The following is a 15,824-nucleotide window of genomic DNA, read 5'->3' as shown; positions in this document are numbered from 1 at the left end:
CGAACTTGTCTAAGCCCGTTAAGCAGAATCAAAAGCGGGCGGGTGTATAACGCCAAGCGCTCCAGCTTGGGAATCCTTGCATCGCAGATCCATCAACTCACCTTGAATTTCCCCACCAGCCCCTGCAAGTGTGTGCCCAATCGGGCCAGTTCGACGCTGGATGCTGCGGTTTGTTCGCTCGCTGCGGCGGTCTGTTCGGAGATGTCGCGCACGCTGATGACGTTGCGGTTGATCTGTTCGGCAACCACGCTTTGTTCCTCGCTGGCGGTGGCGATCTGTTCGTTCATGTGCTGGATGGTTGCAACCGTGCGGGTAATGTCCTCAAGTGCACTGCCCGCGCGACGGCTCAGTTCGACCGTGTTGTCGGTCAAGGTGCGGCTGTTGTCCAGCGTGGTCGCGACCTGCTGCGTGCCGCTTTGCAGCGCCGCAATCAACTCCTCGATTTCCTCTGTGGACTTCTGGGTTCGTTGCGCCAGGCTGCGTACCTCATCGGCGACCACCGCAAAGCCACGCCCGGCTTCGCCCGCGCGGGCTGCTTCAATCGCCGCATTCAGGGCCAGCAGGTTGGTCTGCTGCGAAACCGACTTGATCACATCAAGAACGCCGACGATCTTGCCGCTTTCCTGCTTGAGCTGATTCATGGACTGAGTGGAATTGACCATCTCGCGCGCCAGTTGCTCGATCTGAGTGATCGCCCGTCCGACCACTTCATCACCGCTGCGCGCCTGTTGGTCGGCCTGAACAGCCGCCTGGGATGCCTCCTGAGCACTGCGCGCCACTTCCTGCACGGTCGCGGCCATTTCATTCATGGCGGTGGCCACCAGATCCGTCTCGTCCTTCTGGCTGTTCACCCCTGAACAGGTCTGTTCAGTGACGGCTGAAAGCTGCTCGGCTGCGCTGGCGATCTGCGTGACGCCATCACTGATGCCGCCAATCAACTCGCGCAGGCTAAGCGTCATGGTCTGCATACTGCGCTGCAACTGACCCATCTCGTCACGACGCGCTACTGACATATCCCGGCTCAGGTCGCCTTGAGCGATGCGTGCTGCGGCAATCAGGGTTTGTTGCAGCGGAACGGTGATTTGTCGGGTCATGACCCAGGCCGCGAGCAACCCGATCAGTAATGCCAGGCTCGCCACACTGGCCAGCATCGTTCTGGAGTTTGCAGCTTCGCTGTCACGTTGCGCGGTTTGCAGAAGGGTCAGCGCTGCCACAGATTCAAGCAGCTTTTCACCCAGGCTTTCCATCGACTCCTGATCAGCCTCGGCTTTGGTCTGTATCTGTTTGAACTCGCTCAGGCTGTCCCGATAACCCTTCAGCGCCTCGGTCGCGGGTACCAGCCCTTGAAGCGGGTCGTCGGCCTGGGTCTGAGCGATCTGCTCGACTTCCTTGAGCGCTTCGTCGATAGCGGTAATGGCGGCCGTTTCATCCGCATCCTTGGTGGTGAAGGTGTAGGCCTGCACCTGATAGCGCGCGACCTGGATCTGCTGCCTCAGTTGTGAAATGTTGCTGAATTCTTCCATGCGCTCGCTGCTGTCCTGCTCCTGGCTCACGCTCTTGAGCACTTCGGCTTCGACCTGCGCGACTGCCTGCAAAGCCTGCTCTGACCTTTGATCCAGGCGCTGGCGTATCTGGTTGCGGCTCTGTCGATTGCTGCGAATCTCGGCGAAGGATTTCTCCAGTTCGCTCACCGCCTGCAGTTGCCCGTTGAGCAAGGTGATGGTCGCCTGCTCCGTGCTCTGCCGGTGCAGCGATGTCAGGTGGGTTTTCATTTCGTCGAGCTTTTTGATGACTTGCGCTGTGGTCTCCGGGGTCTTTTGCACTCGGTCGGTGATTCTGTCAGCGCGCAGGTCTTTGGTCAGGCTGGTGAGCTGTGAGACGTCCGAAAGCGACTCGGAGCGGTCGATCATGGTGTAAAGACCATGCCAGCCGGTGAGTGTGATGATCAGGGTCAATAACAGCACCAGGCCGAAACCCAGGGACAGTTTGAATCTGACGTTCATGTTGCCGAGCGCGTGATTGATCAGTCGGAACATTGGAATCTCCTGCAATGAGCGAACAAAAGCAGGTCCTGTATGAGTCAGGACGTGCGTTGTGAGCGCATCGGCATGGCGATCCATTGTGTGACCTGAGAAGGTCGTAGGAGATTTCCGAGAAGAAACGAGGGGTGACAGACGTCACATTCAGCGCAGACAGTCGGGCCCGTGCTCGCAAAAAGCACGGGCCTGATGCGCTTGATCAAACGGTAAAGCGGCTTACCAGCAACTGCAGGTGATTGCCGAGTCTGGCCAGCTCGACGCTTGAGGCTGCCGTCTCTTCACTGGCCGCTGAGGTCTGTTCGGAAACATCGCGCACATTGATGATGCTGCGATTGATCTCTTCGGCGGTGGCGCTCTGTTGTTCGGCTGCGGCGGCAATCTGCTGATTCATCGACTGGATGGCCGAAACGGTTTTGGTAATGTTTTCCAGCGATCCACCGGCCCGACGGGTCAGCTCCACGCTGCTGGCGCTCAGCTCGCGGCTGCTGTCCATGACCGTCGCGGCTTGGTGGGTGCCGCTTTGCAGGCTGGCAATCAGCGCTTCGATTTCTTCGGTGGACTTCTGGGTGCGCTGCGCAAGGCTGCGCACCTCGTCGGCGACCACGGCGAACCCGCGACCCGCTTCACCGGCACGGGCTGCTTCAATGGCGGCGTTCAGGGCCAGCAGGTTGGTCTGTTGCGCGACCGACTTGATAACGTCCAGCACGCTGCCGATCTTCTCGCTTTCCTGTTTCAGGGCACCCATTGCTTCGCTGGAATTGCCCACCGCAGAGGCGAGGCGTTCGATCTGCGCGATGGCCTCCTTGACCACGCGTTCACCGTCACGGGCCTGCTGATCGGCGGCTACCGCAGCTTCAGAGGCTTCTTCGGCGTTGCGTGCCACTTCCTGAACCGTGGCGGTCATCTCATGCATGGCCGTGGCCACCTGATCGGTCTCGACCTTCTGGCTGTTGACCCCGGCACTGGTCTGCCCGGTGACTGCCGACAATTCCTCAGCAGCACTGGCAATCTGCGTCACGCCGTCACGGATACCGCCAACCAGCTCACGCAGGCTGACAGTCATGCGCTGGATGGTGCTTTGCAGCTTGCCCAGCTCATCCTTGCGATCGACCCGCAGGTTGCGACTCAGGTCGCCGGAGGCAACGCGCTCCACCACTTCAAGGGTTTCCTGCAGGGGCGTGGTGATCTGACGAGTGATTATCCAGGCTGCCAGAATGCTGATTAGCAGGGCCAGCGCGGTGGTCACAGCGATCATCAGGACTGACTTGTCGCTGTCTGCGTTGCGGCTTTTGTTCTGCCTGGCGATCATTTCATTGCTGGTGGCCAGCATGGTGGTGCCCAGCGCTGTCATTTTCTCCAGCGCGGCCTGGCTGGCGGCTTGCGCGTCCCGATACTGGCCTACCGCAGCGCGGTAGCCTTTTAGGCCGACCACGGCCTGTTGCAGCAACGGCAGGTAGTCGGAGGAAATGTCACCGGCCAGGGTGTTGAACCCGGTAACGGCTTCATCGATAGCCTGGTTGGCGTTCTTTTCAAAGTCCGGACGGCCGCTGTAGGTGTAACCACGAACCTGGAAGCGCGCCTGTTGAATCAGCTTGCTGACGCCAACGATGCCGTTGAAGGCGAGGATGTTATCTGCCTTGAGCAACTCCGCTTCCACCTTGTTGGCCTGATCCACCGCCTTGTCGGCGTTGTCGCCCATCTGACTGCGGCTGGCCTCGCGAACATCGATGGCTTTGGACATGTCCGCGAACGACTGGCGGTATTCACGAGCGGTCTGGATCTGACCATCAAGTGACTGGAGGTTTTCAGGTGAGCGCAGCAGGCTTCTCGCGTAAGCAAGTGCTGCATCAAGTTGATCCAGGGTAGTTCTGACTTCTGCCGCGCTTTCTGCGTTGAACAGGTCTTCGTAACGGGAACGGTTGATGCGCAATTGGAGTGTCAGCTCGTTGATCTCTGCAATCGCTGTGACACGGTCGCCACGATCAATAAGCGCCTGGTTGCTGAACCAGCCGGTGGCCGAGATCATCAGGGTCATTAGCATGACCAGGCCAAAGCCGACTGCCAATTTCAGGCTGACACTCGCGTTGGCGAGACGTTGAGATAACCCACGAGACATGACCACTCCTTAGCTGTCTGTTCTTTTACGAATGCACTTACATCGGCAGTGCAGCAACTAACTGAAGCGATTTAGTTTGCGTAAAAAGTCTAGAACAGACGAGCCAGAAGGGCTGTTACTGCCGTTTCGACGCGCAGGATACGCTCGCCCAGCTGCACAGGCTGCAAACCGGATTGGCGCAACAGGTCCACTTCATACGGGATCCAGCCGCCTTCGGGGCCGATCGCCAGCGTGACAGGCTGGGTGACCGCGCGCGGGCAGGCAGGGAAGTCGCCAGGATGGCCGACCAGGCCAAGTGTGTCGGCAGCTATGTGCGGCAGGCGGTCTTCAACGAAAGGCTTGAAACGTTTCTCGATCACGATCTCGGGCAGTACACAGTCGCGCGCCTGTTCCAACCCCAGAATCAACTGCTCGCGAATGGCTTCGGGCTCCAGAAACGGTGTCTGCCAGAAGCTTTTTTCGACCCGGTAGCTGTTCAGCAGAATGACTTTCGGCACGCCCATGGTCGCAATGGTCTGAAACACCCGGCGCAGCATTTTGGGACGAGGCAGCGCCAGCAACAGGGTCAGCGGCAGCTTGGCCGGCGGCTCGGCAGTCAGCGAAACACGCAACTCGGCCTCGTGAGGCTCCAGACGCAGCAGTTCGGCACTGCCCAGCAAGCCGTTGACACGGCCCACGCGCAAGCTGTCGCCAACCTCTGCGCGATGCACCTCCTGCATGTGCTTGAGGCGCCGATCGCGCAGAACCACCCGGTCGGCCGCGATAAAGTCGGCCTCCTCAAGTAACAGCAGGTTCACGGTGTGGTGGCGGGCGGCTGATCCTGCTTGTCAGCGTCCCCGGTTTCATCGTCCGGGTGTTCGCCGCGCTTCCTGATCATCGAGCTGCACAGGATGCCCAGCTCGAACAGCAGCCACATCGGCACAGCCAGCAGCGTTTGCGAGAAGATGTCCGGCGGGGTCAGGATCATGCCGACCACGAAGCAGCCGATGATCACGTACGGACGAATCTTTTTCAGGTATTTCACGTCGACAATGCCGATCCAGACCAGCAACACCACCGCCACCGGGATCTCGAAGGCCACGCCGAAGGCGAAGAACAACGTCATCACGAAGTCCAGGTAACTGGCGATGTCGGTCATCATCGACACGCCTTCCGGTGTCACGCTGGCGAAGAAGTGGAAGATGATCGGAAAGACCAGAAAGTAGGCGAACGCCATGCCTGCGTAAAACAGGATGATGCTGGAGACCAGCAACGGAATGGCCACACGCTTTTCATGCTTGTACAGGCCCGGGGCGATGAAGCCCCAGATCTGATGCAGGATGACCGGCATCGACAGAAACAGCGCGACCATCATGGTCAGCTTGAACGGCGTGATGAACGGCGAGGCCACGTCGGTGGCGATCATCGTTGCGCCTTCAGGCAGGTAGACGCGCAGCGGGGCCGACACCAGGGTGTAGATCTTCTGCGTGAAGTAAAACAGACCGGCAAAAATCAGAAACACTGCCGCGACACAGCGCAACAGACGTGTACGCAGCTCGGTGAGGTGCGAGATCAGCGGCATTTGCTGATCGTTTTCCGGGATATCAGCGCTCATGGGGCTCGCGGTGGCAATGACGAATCGTGGGCGGGAGGCGTCGGGACCGGCGTGCCGGCATCGGCTGGCTTCGCGGTTTTCTCCAGCGACAGTGCGGTTTTCGGTGCCGCAGGTTCCGCCGGGCCGAGGGAGTTGTGCCCGGTGTCGGGGGCGTCGGTCTGCACCGGTGCTGGCTGCGGGCTCACCGGCTCGTAAGCGGTTTCGGGGTGCTGATTCTGAGCGAACATTTTGCGCGCTTCGTCTTCCAGCGAAAGAATGTGCTCGTTGTGCAGCTGCCGACGAATTTCGTCGGCACCGATTTCACGTTCAACTTCCTGTTTGATCGCATTGAAGCTGCGCTTCAAGCGGCCGATCCATAAGCCTGCGGTGCGTGCGGCACCCGGCAGACGCTCGGGACCCAGCACCAGCAAGGCAACCAGGCCGACAAGCAGCAGTTCAGAGAAGCTGATACCGAACATGGGCTTAAACCTGGTCTTTGCGGATCGGCTCGTCGACTTTGTGCGCTTGCGCGTCGATGGTGTGCGGCTGGTTCAGCGGCGAGCCCTGAGGCGCGGGCTGGGCCTGCTGGGGTTGAGGTGCAGGCTGCTCGGCGGGCTTGTCGTCATCGTGCATGGCTTTGCGAAAGCCCTTGATCGACTCACCGACGTCAGTGCCCAGGCCCTTGAGCTTTTTGGTCCCGAAAACCAGTACCACGACGATCAGGATGACGATCCAGTGTTTCCAGTCAAAAATACCCATGAAACAGTCCTCGTAAAAGATTTCAAGCTTGAAAGGGGAGAGCGCTATTCTGCCGTGCGAGCAGCTTTTTCGGCGTGACCGGACAAGCCAAAACGGCGGTCCAGTTCATCGAGCACCGCCTGCGGATGCTGACCTAATGCGGCGAGCATCACCATGCTGTGAAACCACAGGTCGGCGGTTTCATAGATCACATCGCTGCAATCACCGCTGACCGCTGCGTCCTTGGCGGCAATGATGGTCTCGATCGACTCTTCGCCGAGCTTTTCCAGAATCTTGTTCAAGCCCTTGTGGTACAGACTGGCGACGTAGGAGCTGTCGGCAGCTGCATCCTTGCGTGATTCCAGCACCTCGGCCAGGCGGGACAACGTATCAGTCATGTTCAATGGCCTGCAGGGTAAATAGCATCAGGATCTTTCAGAACCGGGTCTACGGTCTTCCAGCCTGACTGTTCATACACGCGGTAAAAGCAACTTTCGCGGCCGGTGTGGCATGCGATGCCGCCGATCTGCTCGACCATCAGGATAATAACGTCGGCATCACAGTCCAGGCGCAGTTCGTGCAGCTTTTGCACATGACCTGATTCTTCACCTTTGCGCCAGAGTTTGCCACGCGAACGCGACCAATAGATTGCACGATTTTCGGAGGCCGTCAGGCTCAGGGCCTCGCGGTTCATCCAGGCCATCATCAGTACCCGGCCGGTCTTGTGGTCCTGAGCGATTGCAGGCACCAGACCGTCGCTGTTCCAGTGAATCTCGTCCAGCCAGTCTTTCATATCTACTCCGGCAGCCGGACTTCAGGCCCGGCGGATTGAACAGTGTGCCAGCGCCATACGCTGCTGGCTATCGGCGAACGATCAGATACAGCCCGGCGATCAGCATGATCGCCGCCGGCCATGCGGTCAGCGTCAGCAGCTGCGTGGCTGCCTCGCTCATCACCCAGCCCTGTATCGCACCGCCCACCAGCAAGGCCGCACCGATGAGCCGCAAGACCGGCTCGTCCTTGCGATCGTGCCAGGGGCGTGGCGGGTCCGAAGCATGCGGGCGGGACATGCGCTCCAGCAGGTCGCGGGTCATGCCGGCGATATGCGGTAGTTGCTCGACCTGGGATTGCAGGTTGCCCAGCAGGGTTTTCGGGCTGACCCGCTCGCGCATCCAGCGCTCCAGATACGGCTGCGCGGTGCTCCACAGATCGAGCTCCGGGTACAGCTGACGACCCAGCCCTTCGATGTTGAGCAGGGTCTTTTGCAGCAGAACCAGTTGCGGCTGAACTTCCATATTGAAGCGGCGCGCGGTCTGGAACAGGCGCATCAGCACCTGACCAAAGGAAATATCCTTGAGCGGCTTCTCGAAGATCGGCTCGCAGACGGTACGGATGGCCGCTTCGAATTCATTGAGCTTGGTCTCGGCCGGCACCCAGCCCGAATCGATGTGCAACTGCGCAACCCGGCGATAATCGCGTTTAAAGAAGGCAAACAGGTTACGCGCCAGATAATCCTGGTCTTCCGGGGTCAGGCTGCCGACGATGCCGCAATCGATGGCGATGTATTTAGGCGCCCACGGATTGACCGTGCTGACGAAAATATTGCCGGGGTGCATGTCGGCATGGAAAAAGCTGTCGCGAAAGATCTGCGTGAAGAAGATCTCCACGCCGCGCTCGGCGAGCATCTTCATGTCGGTGCGCTGATCGGCCAGCCCGGCCATGTCAGTGACCTGCAGGCCGTAGATGCGCTCCATGACCAGCACTTTCGGACGGCACCAGTCCCAGTAGACTTGTGGCACGTAAAGCAGGTCGGAGCCTTCGAAGTTGCGGCGCAGCTGGCTGGAGTTGGCCGCTTCGCGCAGCAGGTCCAGCTCGTCGTAGATGGTTTTTTCGTAGTCCATCACCACCTGCACCGGGTGCAGCAGGCGCGCATCGGCGGAAACACGCTCGGCCATGCGGGCAAGGATGAACAGCCAGGCAAGGTCTTGGCCGATGATCGGCTTGAGCCCCGGGCGTACCACTTTCACCACGACTTCTTCGCCAGTCTTGAGGCACGCGGCATGCACTTGCGCCACCGACGCCGATGCCAATGGTGTTTCGTCAAACCGGCTGAACACATCACAGATACGTGCGCCCAGTTGTTCTTCGATCAGCTTGATGGCCACTTGCTGGTCGAACGGCGGCACGCGGTCCTGCAGCAGCATCAGCTCGTCGGCGATGTCTTCGGGCAGCAGATCGCGGCGCGTGGACAGCAGTTGCCCGAACTTGATGAAAATCGGCCCCAGGTCTTGCAGTGCCAGACGAAAACGTACGCCACGGCTCAGCTCGGACTTGCGCCGTGGCAGCCAGCGCCAGGGCAGCACGAAACGCACCGCGAGCATCCACCACGGCAAGGGCAAAGCGAACAACAAGTCATCGAGGCGATAGCGAATAACGACACGTTGAATGCGAAACAGACGGCGGACGGCAAGCAGCTTCATGCGTTATCGCTGGTATTGAGAGAGTGGGCAAGGCGGGCAAAACGCGCCTCGAGACGGTCCAGATCGAGTTTGATCCGGTCGAGTTCGGCGAAGCGTGCTTCGGCTTCGTGATTACCCACCAGCGTACGCGATTCTTCGCTGAGGTAGTCGGCAACGTTCTGGCTGAGGCTGGTAAAGCTTTCCCGCGTCCAGCGCCCGCTGCTGCGCACGCGGCTGCTGAATAGCTGGCTGGCCACAGGGCCGACCCAATTGCACAGTTCGTGCTCCCAGTCCAGTTCCAGGTCCTGAAGAATGCCGGTCAGCTCCAGCAGTACGCCGCTGTCACCCTCAAGTTCGACGTCCGGGCCATGCAGCACGGCGGTCTTGTCCTTGCTCAGGGCCAGACGCAACAGGCTGGAAGCCGGTGCACGCAGGGTGCAGTCGGCATCGGCGGCCCAGTCAGCGGCCAGCAACAGGCCTTCGTCACTGGGCAGAATGAAGATTTTCAGGGACGGGTCGCGGCAATCGACGGCAATGACATGGCCGGACAGACGCGCCAGGCGCGGCAACGCTGTGCTGTCCAGGCGCAACACCCGATTGATACCGTGCTCGATGCTGGCGAGCAGCCCCCGAAGCAACATCAGGGTTTGATACCGCGGTGCAGGGCGACGACACCCGCCGTCATGTTGTGATAGGTCACGCGGTCGAAACCGGCGTCGACCATCATCGACTTGAGGGTTTCCTGATTGGGGTGCATGCGGATCGATTCGGCCAGATAGCGGTAGCTTTCCGAATCATTGGTGACCAGTTTGCCCATCAGCGGCATGAACGCGAACGAGTAAGCATCGTAAGCCTTGGACATGAGCTTGTTGGTCGGCTTGGAGAACTCCAGCACCAGCAAGCGGCCACCCGGCTTGAGCACGCACAGCATGGAGCGCAGAGCGTCTTCCTTGTGCGTCACGTTGCGCAGGCCGAAAGCGATGGTCACGCAGTCGAAATGGTTGTCTGGAAACGGCAGTTTTTCGGCGTCGGCCTGGACAAACTCGACGTTGCCCGACACACCGAGGTCCAGCAGGCGGTCGCGACCGACCTTGAGCATGGAGGCGTTGATGTCAGCCAGAACCACTTGCCCGGTCGGGCCGACCAGGTTCGAGAATTTGCGGGTCAGATCACCTGTGCCGCCAGCGATGTCGAGCACGCGGTTGCCGGTGCGCACGCCGGACAGCTCAATGGCGAAACGCTTCCACAGGCGGTGCATGCCACCGGACAGCAAGTCGTTCATGAGGTCGTACTTGGCCGCGACCGAATGGAAAACCTCAGCGACTTTTTCTGCCTTCTGGCTTTCCGGTACATTTTTGTAACCGAAGTGAGTCGTAGGTTCGGCATCGCTGCCTTTGCGCTGATCGTTCATATCGCTTCACCGGAATAGAGTGCGGGTCATTCTAATCGCCAAGGCCGGCTTTGTCTTGACAAGGCTCATCAGCAACGCTTTCTTGGATGCGGGCGGGTGTATATAGTTGCGCCGCATTTCATCTGACGATCAAGGAACGCTCCAATGGCCAAGATAACCGTTGAACGCGCGCACGCCCTGGGCCGGGAAAAGGCTCGCGAGAAAGCCGAACAGCTGGTTCAGAAGCTGTCCGACAAGTATGGCCTGGCTCACGAGTGGTCTGGCGATACCGTGAAACTGGAAGGCAATGGCGCCAAGGGCAAGGTCGAGGTCGAAGAGGCGCTGATCCGCATCAATATCGAGCTCAACTTCATCCTGTCGACCATGAGCGGCTCGATCAAGACCGAAGTCGAGCGTGTGCTGGACAAGGCGCTGGCTGCCTGAGGCCTGGTACTTAGCCTAGGGTGAGCTTTCTAATTTTTCTCCGTAACGTTGTGCTTATGCCCATCAGGGGCGGTTCCTTCAACTTTCGAGCATGAGGTGCACCATGGCCAGAGCGAACACGCAGAAAAAAATAGAAGACGAGCAAGCCTCCACGCTTTCCGACGTCAGGCTGTATGCCCGCAAGATCTGGCTGGCCGGTCTGGGTGCCTATTCCCGTGTCAACGAGGAAGGCACCCAGTACGTCAAGGCGCTGATCAGAACTGGCGAGCAGACCGAAAAGGAAGTGCTCAAGACGGTCGATGAAACACGTGTGGCCGCCAACAGCGAAATCGAATCGATCAAGGGTGAGGTGTCGGGCGTCAGGGGGCGTGTCGATGCGCAATTGGGCAGAATCGAGGGTGCTTTCGACCGTCGCGTCGCAAAGGCCTTGAACCGTATTGGAATCCCGTCTAAACATGATGTTGACACGCTCTCTGCCAAGCTCGACGAGCTGACGGCATTGCTTGAACGTGTCGTGCCTAAAAAGCTCGAGCGCTCAGGGTCGAAATGACTTGAACGTTCAGGGTCTGGACAATAAGGAGAGCAGGATGGCTGGCAAGAAGAAAATCGATAAAGATGGCAGCTCGTGGATCGGTGAGGTCGAGAAGTACTCGCGCCAGATCTGGCTCGCGGGTCTTGGGGCTTATTCCAAGATCAGCAACGACGGCAGCAAGCTTTTCGAGACACTGGTAAAAGACGGTGAGAAAGCCGAGAAGCAGACCAAGGTCGAGGCGCAGAAACAGCTCGATGAGGTCAAGGACACGGCCAAGACGGCCAAGTCCCGTGTCGGCGACGTGAAAGACCTCGCGGTCGGCAAATGGAATGAGCTGGAAGGTGCTTTTGACAAGCGTCTGAACAGCGCCATTTCGCGTCTGGGCGTACCGAGCCGCAACGAAGTTCAGTCGCTGCACAGCAAGGTCGACCAGTTGACCCGGCAGATCGAACAACTGACTGGCGAGAAAGCCAAACCACTGGCGTCGCGAGCTGCGCCGGCCAAGCCTGCACCTAAGACTGCGGCCAAACCGCTGGTCAAGGCGGCCGCCAAAACCGTCGCGAAAACCGCTGACAAAGCAGCAGCCAAAACCGCTGCGGCCAAGCCTGCAGTCAAGAAAGCTGCGGCCAAACCGGTCGATGCGGCCAACAAGGCCGCGACTGCCACCGCCAGCAAAGCCAAGGCCGTCGCCAAACCTGCTGCAGCGAAAAAGCCTGCTGCCAGAAAACCGGCTGCCAAGCCCGCCGCCTCGGCGCCTGCGGCAAACAGTTCGACGCCTGCGGCAACCGCCCCGACCGCTGCACCGGAAACACCCGCCAGCCAGTCCTGATAACCGGCTGCAACATCGAAGCCCGGCCTGTCAAACAGGCCGGGCTTTTTTGAGATCCCGAATACCTGCCATGCCAAAGCTTCTGGCCGAAGGCCGTGGGAGCGAACTTGTTCGCGAAGAGGGTGGTTCAGACGATGCATCTTCGGGGAATGTGCCGGCCCTTTCGCGAACAAGTTCGCTCCCACAGGGGGGGGGCGTTCAGCCTGCTAATGCAGTTTTGACCAATTTTCAACTATCGTGCCAGCACCGCTATCGTGCGACGCTCTGCGTCCGCTCTTGAGCACGCGGCGCGGCGCGAGATGGTCAGGGAGAACGCTTCTCGCGCCCATGTTCACCCACCCAGATACTCCATCGCCAGCTGTTCTGCCGCCTCTCTTGAGGTGGGCAGCAGGTGTGGGGTGACGAGCATCATGATCTGGTAAACCACCACCCGCACATTGCCCTCGCGTCCGAGGATGCGTTGGTAGTCCAGTGAAAACAGCAGGTTCATGGTGATCTGCTCCACTAGTTGCCCCAACGCCTGAGTTTCGCTGACCAGTTGCCCACGGGCCTTGAGGCGGGCCAGCAGTGAGGCCAGGGTCTTTTTGATCGAGTTGAGCAGGTTGCGAATACCGCGGGCCAGTTTAGGCAGTCGTCCGGCGAGGTTGGACAGGTCCTGAAACAAAAAGCGATAGTGGGACAGCCGCTCGACAATCAGGTGCAGAAACATCCAGTAGTCTTCAGGCTCAAGCCTGGCGTCCGAGGGCGGATCGAGCAGCGGCGCCAGTTCTGTCTGAAACCGCTCGAACAGGCCCAGAATCAAAGGCTCCTTGCCATGAAAGTGGTAATACAGATTGCCGGGGCTGATGCCCATTTCATTGGCAATTTCCAGTGTGGAGACGTTCGGCTCGCCCTGCTGATTGAACAGCGTCAGCGCGCATTCAAGGATACGGTCGCGGGTTTTCATCCAGTCTTCTTGTTCAAAATTCAGAGTCTCGGGCTGGCCTGACCGGGTCAGCGCACATGCACATAGGTCCCCGGCGCGGCCTCCATCGGCGGGTAGTCGGCGTTGCCCAGCTCCCTCCGGGTTTCACGTTCGGCACCGCAATGTTCCTGAACCCATTTCAGCCAGTTCGGCCACCAGCTGCCGTCGTGGTGCTGCGCGTCGTAGTACCAGGCACGCGGATCGCTGCTCAGCCTGTCGTTCTCGACATAGTTGGCTTTGGGGTTGCCTGGCGGGTTGAGAATGCTCTGCACATGGCCGCTGTTGGCCAGCACGAAACGCCGGTCGCCGCCCAGCAGCAGGGTCGAGCGGTACACCGAGTCCCATGGCGTGATGTGATCGTTGATACCGGCGACGCTGAAGCTGTCGACCGTGACTTTCTGCAGGTCGATTGGCGTACCGCAGACTTCCAGCCCACCGGCATGACTGAGCGGGTTGTGCTTGAAGAAGTCCAGCAGGTCACCGTGCAACGCGGCGGGGAGGCGCGTGGTGTCGTTGTTCCAGTACAGAATGTCGAACGGCGGCGGCGATTTGCCCAGCAGGTAATTGTTGATCCAGTACGTCCAGATCAGGTCATTGGGGCGCATCCAGGAAAACACCCGGCTCATCTCGCTGCCTTCCAGTACGCCTCGCTGGTAGGAGCGGCGCTTGGCGGCTTCCAGTGCCTGCTCATCGATGAACAGCGTAGCAGGGCTATCGATCTGGCTGTCCAGCAGGCTGACCATGTAGGTCGCGCTGGACACACGGCGTGTCTGGCGTTTGACCTGCAAGTGGCCCAACAGCGCGGCGATGGTCAGACCGCCTGCGCAAGCGCCCACCAGATTGACCTCACGCGCACCGCTGATCGCCCGGCAGATATTCATCGCCTGCTCGGTCGCCTCGACATAACTGGACAGCCCCCATTCGCGATGACGAATATCCGGATTGCGCCAACTGATGATGAACGTCGACAGGCCGTTCTTGAGGGCGTATTGCACAAAGCTATTGGCCGGGCTGAGGTCGAAAATGTAGTACTTGTTGATCTGCGGCGGCACGATCAGCACCGGTCGGCTGAACTGCTTTTCGCTCATCGGCCGGTACTGGATCAATTCGAACATTTCGTTACGGAACACCACCGCGCCGGGTGTGGCCGCCACGGTCCGTCCTACCTCGAAAGCGTCCTTGGTGGTCTGGCTGGGCAGGCCGTTGTTGTGCAACAGGTCATCGGCCATGTGGCTCAGGCCTTTGAGCAGGCTGGCCCCGCCGGAGTTGAACAGCTCTTTGATGGCTTGCGGGTTGAGCAAGGTATTGGACGGGGCCAGCGCGTCGTTGATCAGCGTGAACAGAAAATGCGCGCGGGCCCGGTCCTCTGTGGACAGGTCGCAGTCATCGATCCACTGCCTGACTTGATGCTGGCAACTGAGATAAACCTGCAGCCCCCGGCGATAAAGCGGGTTCAGGCTCCAGGTCGGGTCGGCGAAGCGGCTGTCCTTTGGGTTGTGCGGATAAAGGGTTTCGCCCAGCAGCACCACGCGCCCCAGCTGGCTGCCCAGTGCCAGAGCGTGGCGGGCGCTGCGAATCGGATGCCGCCAGCCTTGCGCAGCCACATTACGCAGGGTCGAAAGCAGGTCTCGTCCGCGCACGCCGGCTATGGCGCTTTGCGCGTTGATAAAGTTCGCAGGCGCGGGCGCGATCGCGGCAGCTTTCGCTGGTTTTTCTTGCATGAGGGCAACACTCCGTCGTCAGGCAACTCATGGGTTGGCGCGAGCCCTTCTGTTGCGAAGGGCTTGCGTCGTTTTGCGCGCTCAAAAGCTCCTATGTAGTGCGCAATGGTTGAAACTGTTTTGTTCGGCGTCGCGGGCCTGCTGGCGCTGTCAGCGCGTTCGGGTTGGCGTGGGCTGCGGGTGCATGACCGCGCGTTGTCGTTCCTGCTGCAGAAACCCCATGATGATCGGCGCGACGGCTTCGGCGCGGGTAATCAGAAACAAATGCCCGTCATCGATTATGTGTAGCTGGGCATTGGGTATTCGCCAGGCCAGCAGGCGCATATTGACCAGCGGGATCAGCGGATCGTCATCGCCGGCCAGCACCAGCGTGGGCTGGTGAATTTTGTGCAGCCAGTGAATGCTGGTCCAGCCCATGCCGGCAAACAGCTGCCAGTAGTAGCCCAGCTTGCCGGACGAGCGCACTTTGGCAGCGTGATTGGCCGCCAGGTTGTGATCACGCCGAAACGCCCCGCCGTAGATTTCCGGTGCGATGCGAATCACATGCGACGGTTGAATATAGCGGCGCGGGCTGGCCATCAACCACAGCACCCGTGGCTTGCCCGGCACCATCGCCATGCCCGCTGATGTAGCCGCCAGCACCAGTTTCTTGCAGCGTTCCGGGTAGTCATGGGCAAACTGCTGCGCCAGCGCACCGCCCCAGGAAACGCCGATGGCATTGACCTGCCCGTAGTTCAGGTAATCGAGCATGCGCGCCGCGAGTTTGGCCAGCCCCGGAAAGCGATAGGGACGTTTGGGTGTCGACGACCCACCGACTCCCGGCACGTCGAAGGCGATGACTTCCAAGTCCGGGTCCAGCGCCTCGACAAACGGAAACACCAGCTCCAAGTTAGCGCCGATGCCGTTGAATATCAGCAGCGGCGTCAGGTGACTCTTGCCTGGGCGCACGGCGGTACGAATGGTGTGTCCGTTCAGGTCAATGGAGCGAAAAACAAACGGTTGCGGCATGCGCGAAGCCC

At 59.9% G+C, this 15,824-nt stretch carries 17 protein-coding genes and 2 pseudogenes; 3 read left to right on the top strand and 16 right to left on the bottom strand.

Annotated features, from left to right (window positions below):
• Positions 1-92: 92 nt before the first annotated feature.
• From QRN38_RS28310 to ubiE, 13 genes and pseudogenes are all read right to left on the bottom strand, one after another.
• Positions 93-809, bottom strand: a complete 717-nt coding sequence (locus QRN38_RS28310; RefSeq protein WP_371245726.1) for a methyl-accepting chemotaxis protein — start codon at positions 807-809, stop codon at positions 93-95.
• Between the two features lie 141 nt (positions 810-950).
• Positions 951-2,003: pseudogene (locus tag QRN38_RS28305) on the bottom strand (methyl-accepting chemotaxis protein); the annotation flags it as partial.
• A gap of 235 nt (positions 2,004-2,238) precedes the next feature.
• Positions 2,239-2,952, bottom strand: a complete 714-nt coding sequence (locus QRN38_RS28300) for a methyl-accepting chemotaxis protein (protein WP_375232260.1) — start codon at positions 2,950-2,952, stop codon at positions 2,239-2,241.
• A gap of 141 nt (positions 2,953-3,093) precedes the next feature.
• Positions 3,094-4,065: pseudogene (locus QRN38_RS28295) on the bottom strand (methyl-accepting chemotaxis protein); the annotation flags it as partial.
• A 179-nt stretch (positions 4,066-4,244) separates the two neighbouring features.
• On the bottom strand, positions 4,245-4,952 hold the full coding sequence (locus QRN38_RS14435; RefSeq protein ID WP_005765543.1) for a 16S rRNA (uracil(1498)-N(3))-methyltransferase: 708 nt from the start codon (positions 4,950-4,952) through the stop codon (positions 4,245-4,247).
• On the bottom strand, positions 4,949-5,749 hold the full coding sequence (gene tatC / locus QRN38_RS14430) for a twin-arginine translocase subunit TatC (protein WP_024667491.1): 801 nt from the start codon (positions 5,747-5,749) through the stop codon (positions 4,949-4,951). The genes QRN38_RS14435 and tatC overlap by 4 nt, the downstream gene beginning before the upstream one ends.
• A complete protein-coding gene (gene tatB / locus QRN38_RS14425; RefSeq protein WP_007245581.1) occupies positions 5,746-6,207 on the bottom strand; it encodes a Sec-independent protein translocase protein TatB in 462 nt (153 codons plus the stop codon). The genes tatC and tatB overlap by 4 nt, the downstream gene beginning before the upstream one ends.
• Positions 6,208-6,211: 4 nt before the next feature.
• Entirely contained in the window at positions 6,212-6,487 is a 276-nt protein-coding gene (locus QRN38_RS14420) for a twin-arginine translocase TatA/TatE family subunit (RefSeq protein ID WP_003378893.1), read from the bottom strand.
• 44 nt (positions 6,488-6,531) lie between these two features.
• Positions 6,532-6,864, bottom strand: a complete 333-nt coding sequence (locus QRN38_RS14415) for a phosphoribosyl-ATP diphosphatase (protein ID WP_002551631.1) — start codon at positions 6,862-6,864, stop codon at positions 6,532-6,534.
• A 2-nt stretch (positions 6,865-6,866) separates the two neighbouring features.
• The gene (gene hisI / locus QRN38_RS14410) at positions 6,867-7,259 is read right to left on the bottom strand and encodes a phosphoribosyl-AMP cyclohydrolase (RefSeq protein ID WP_003378890.1); all 393 of its coding nucleotides are present in this window, start codon (positions 7,257-7,259) and stop codon (positions 6,867-6,869) included.
• A 67-nt stretch (positions 7,260-7,326) separates the two neighbouring features.
• Positions 7,327-8,946, bottom strand: a complete 1,620-nt coding sequence (ubiB, locus tag QRN38_RS14405; RefSeq protein WP_007245582.1) for a ubiquinone biosynthesis regulatory protein kinase UbiB — start codon at positions 8,944-8,946, stop codon at positions 7,327-7,329.
• Positions 8,943-9,566, bottom strand: a complete 624-nt coding sequence (locus QRN38_RS14400; protein WP_057418319.1) for a ubiquinone biosynthesis accessory factor UbiJ — start codon at positions 9,564-9,566, stop codon at positions 8,943-8,945. Before QRN38_RS14400 ends, ubiB begins: the two co-directional genes overlap by 4 nt.
• A complete protein-coding gene (ubiE, locus tag QRN38_RS14395) occupies positions 9,566-10,336 on the bottom strand; it encodes a bifunctional demethylmenaquinone methyltransferase/2-methoxy-6-polyprenyl-1,4-benzoquinol methylase UbiE (protein ID WP_057418320.1) in 771 nt (256 codons plus the stop codon). The genes QRN38_RS14400 and ubiE overlap by 1 nt, the downstream gene beginning before the upstream one ends.
• 144 nt (positions 10,337-10,480) lie before the next feature.
• On the opposite strand from ubiE, the gene QRN38_RS14390 reads away from it, so the two are divergent.
• From QRN38_RS14390 to QRN38_RS14380, 3 genes are all read left to right on the top strand, one after another.
• Positions 10,481-10,759: a polyhydroxyalkanoic acid system family protein gene (locus tag QRN38_RS14390; protein WP_057418321.1), complete on the top strand. Its 279-nt coding sequence runs from the start codon at positions 10,481-10,483 to the stop codon at positions 10,757-10,759.
• A gap of 103 nt (positions 10,760-10,862) precedes the next feature.
• Positions 10,863-11,309: a phasin family protein gene (locus QRN38_RS14385; RefSeq protein WP_007245584.1), complete on the top strand. Its 447-nt coding sequence runs from the start codon at positions 10,863-10,865 to the stop codon at positions 11,307-11,309.
• Positions 11,310-11,346: 37 nt separating this feature from the next.
• The gene (locus QRN38_RS14380; protein ID WP_057418322.1) at positions 11,347-12,120 is read left to right on the top strand and encodes a phasin family protein; all 774 of its coding nucleotides are present in this window, start codon (positions 11,347-11,349) and stop codon (positions 12,118-12,120) included.
• A gap of 331 nt (positions 12,121-12,451) precedes the next feature.
• Here QRN38_RS14380 and QRN38_RS14375 read toward each other — a convergent pair whose 3' ends face one another.
• The 3 genes from QRN38_RS14375 to phaZ all read right to left on the bottom strand — a co-directional run bounded on the left by QRN38_RS14375 (position 12,452) and on the right by phaZ (position 15,813).
• Positions 12,452-13,066 carry a TetR/AcrR family transcriptional regulator gene (locus QRN38_RS14375; RefSeq protein WP_007245586.1) on the bottom strand — a complete coding sequence of 205 codons (615 nt, stop codon included), beginning with the start codon at positions 13,064-13,066 and terminating at the stop codon, positions 12,452-12,454.
• Positions 13,067-13,113: 47 nt separating this feature from the next.
• The gene (gene phaC / locus QRN38_RS14370; RefSeq protein WP_057418323.1) at positions 13,114-14,805 is read right to left on the bottom strand and encodes a class II poly(R)-hydroxyalkanoic acid synthase; all 1,692 of its coding nucleotides are present in this window, start codon (positions 14,803-14,805) and stop codon (positions 13,114-13,116) included.
• 150 nt (positions 14,806-14,955) lie between these two features.
• Positions 14,956-15,813, bottom strand: a complete 858-nt coding sequence (phaZ, locus tag QRN38_RS14365) for a poly(3-hydroxyalkanoate) depolymerase (RefSeq protein WP_005739559.1) — start codon at positions 15,811-15,813, stop codon at positions 14,956-14,958.
• Positions 15,814-15,824 lie beyond the last annotated feature (11 nt).

Origin of the sequence: Pseudomonas sp. CFBP2511 (assembly GCF_030209255.1) — a bacterium.
In the GTDB taxonomy this organism is placed as follows: domain Bacteria; phylum Pseudomonadota; class Gammaproteobacteria; order Pseudomonadales; family Pseudomonadaceae; genus Aquipseudomonas; species Aquipseudomonas avellanae.
Note: the sequence above shows the minus strand (reverse complement) of the source record. Positions and strands in the feature narration are given on the sequence as shown.

What these genes read in the sequence shown, in the direction of transcription:
- QRN38_RS28310 (WP_371245726.1), bottom strand. Translation starts at nt 809, where the DNA reads ATGAATGAAATGGCCGCGACCGTGCAGGAAGTGGCGCGCAGTGCTCAG.
- QRN38_RS28300 (WP_375232260.1), bottom strand. Translation starts at nt 2,952, where the DNA reads ATGCATGAGATGACCGCCACGGTTCAGGAAGTGGCACGCAACGCCGAA.
- tatC (WP_024667491.1), bottom strand. Translation starts at nt 5,749, where the DNA reads ATGAGCGCTGATATCCCGGAAAACGATCAGCAAATGCCGCTGATCTCG.
- tatB (WP_007245581.1), bottom strand. Translation starts at nt 6,207, where the DNA reads ATGTTCGGTATCAGCTTCTCTGAACTGCTGCTTGTCGGCCTGGTTGCC.
- QRN38_RS14420 (WP_003378893.1), bottom strand. Translation starts at nt 6,487, where the DNA reads ATGGGTATTTTTGACTGGAAACACTGGATCGTCATCCTGATCGTCGTG.
- QRN38_RS14415 (WP_002551631.1), bottom strand. Translation starts at nt 6,864, where the DNA reads ATGACTGATACGTTGTCCCGCCTGGCCGAGGTGCTGGAATCACGCAAG.
- hisI (WP_003378890.1), bottom strand. Translation starts at nt 7,259, where the DNA reads ATGAAAGACTGGCTGGACGAGATTCACTGGAACAGCGACGGTCTGGTG.
- ubiB (WP_007245582.1), bottom strand. Translation starts at nt 8,946, where the DNA reads ATGAAGCTGCTTGCCGTCCGCCGTCTGTTTCGCATTCAACGTGTCGTT.
- QRN38_RS14400 (WP_057418319.1), bottom strand. Translation starts at nt 9,566, where the DNA reads ATGTTGCTTCGGGGGCTGCTCGCCAGCATCGAGCACGGTATCAATCGG.
- ubiE (WP_057418320.1), bottom strand. Translation starts at nt 10,336, where the DNA reads ATGAACGATCAGCGCAAAGGCAGCGATGCCGAACCTACGACTCACTTC.
- QRN38_RS14390 (WP_057418321.1), top strand. Translation starts at nt 10,481, where the DNA reads ATGGCCAAGATAACCGTTGAACGCGCGCACGCCCTGGGCCGGGAAAAG.
- QRN38_RS14385 (WP_007245584.1), top strand. Translation starts at nt 10,863, where the DNA reads ATGGCCAGAGCGAACACGCAGAAAAAAATAGAAGACGAGCAAGCCTCC.
- QRN38_RS14380 (WP_057418322.1), top strand. Translation starts at nt 11,347, where the DNA reads ATGGCTGGCAAGAAGAAAATCGATAAAGATGGCAGCTCGTGGATCGGT.
- QRN38_RS14375 (WP_007245586.1), bottom strand. Translation starts at nt 13,066, where the DNA reads ATGAAAACCCGCGACCGTATCCTTGAATGCGCGCTGACGCTGTTCAAT.
- phaC (WP_057418323.1), bottom strand. Translation starts at nt 14,805, where the DNA reads ATGCAAGAAAAACCAGCGAAAGCTGCCGCGATCGCGCCCGCGCCTGCG.
- phaZ (WP_005739559.1), bottom strand. Translation starts at nt 15,813, where the DNA reads ATGCCGCAACCGTTTGTTTTTCGCTCCATTGACCTGAACGGACACACC.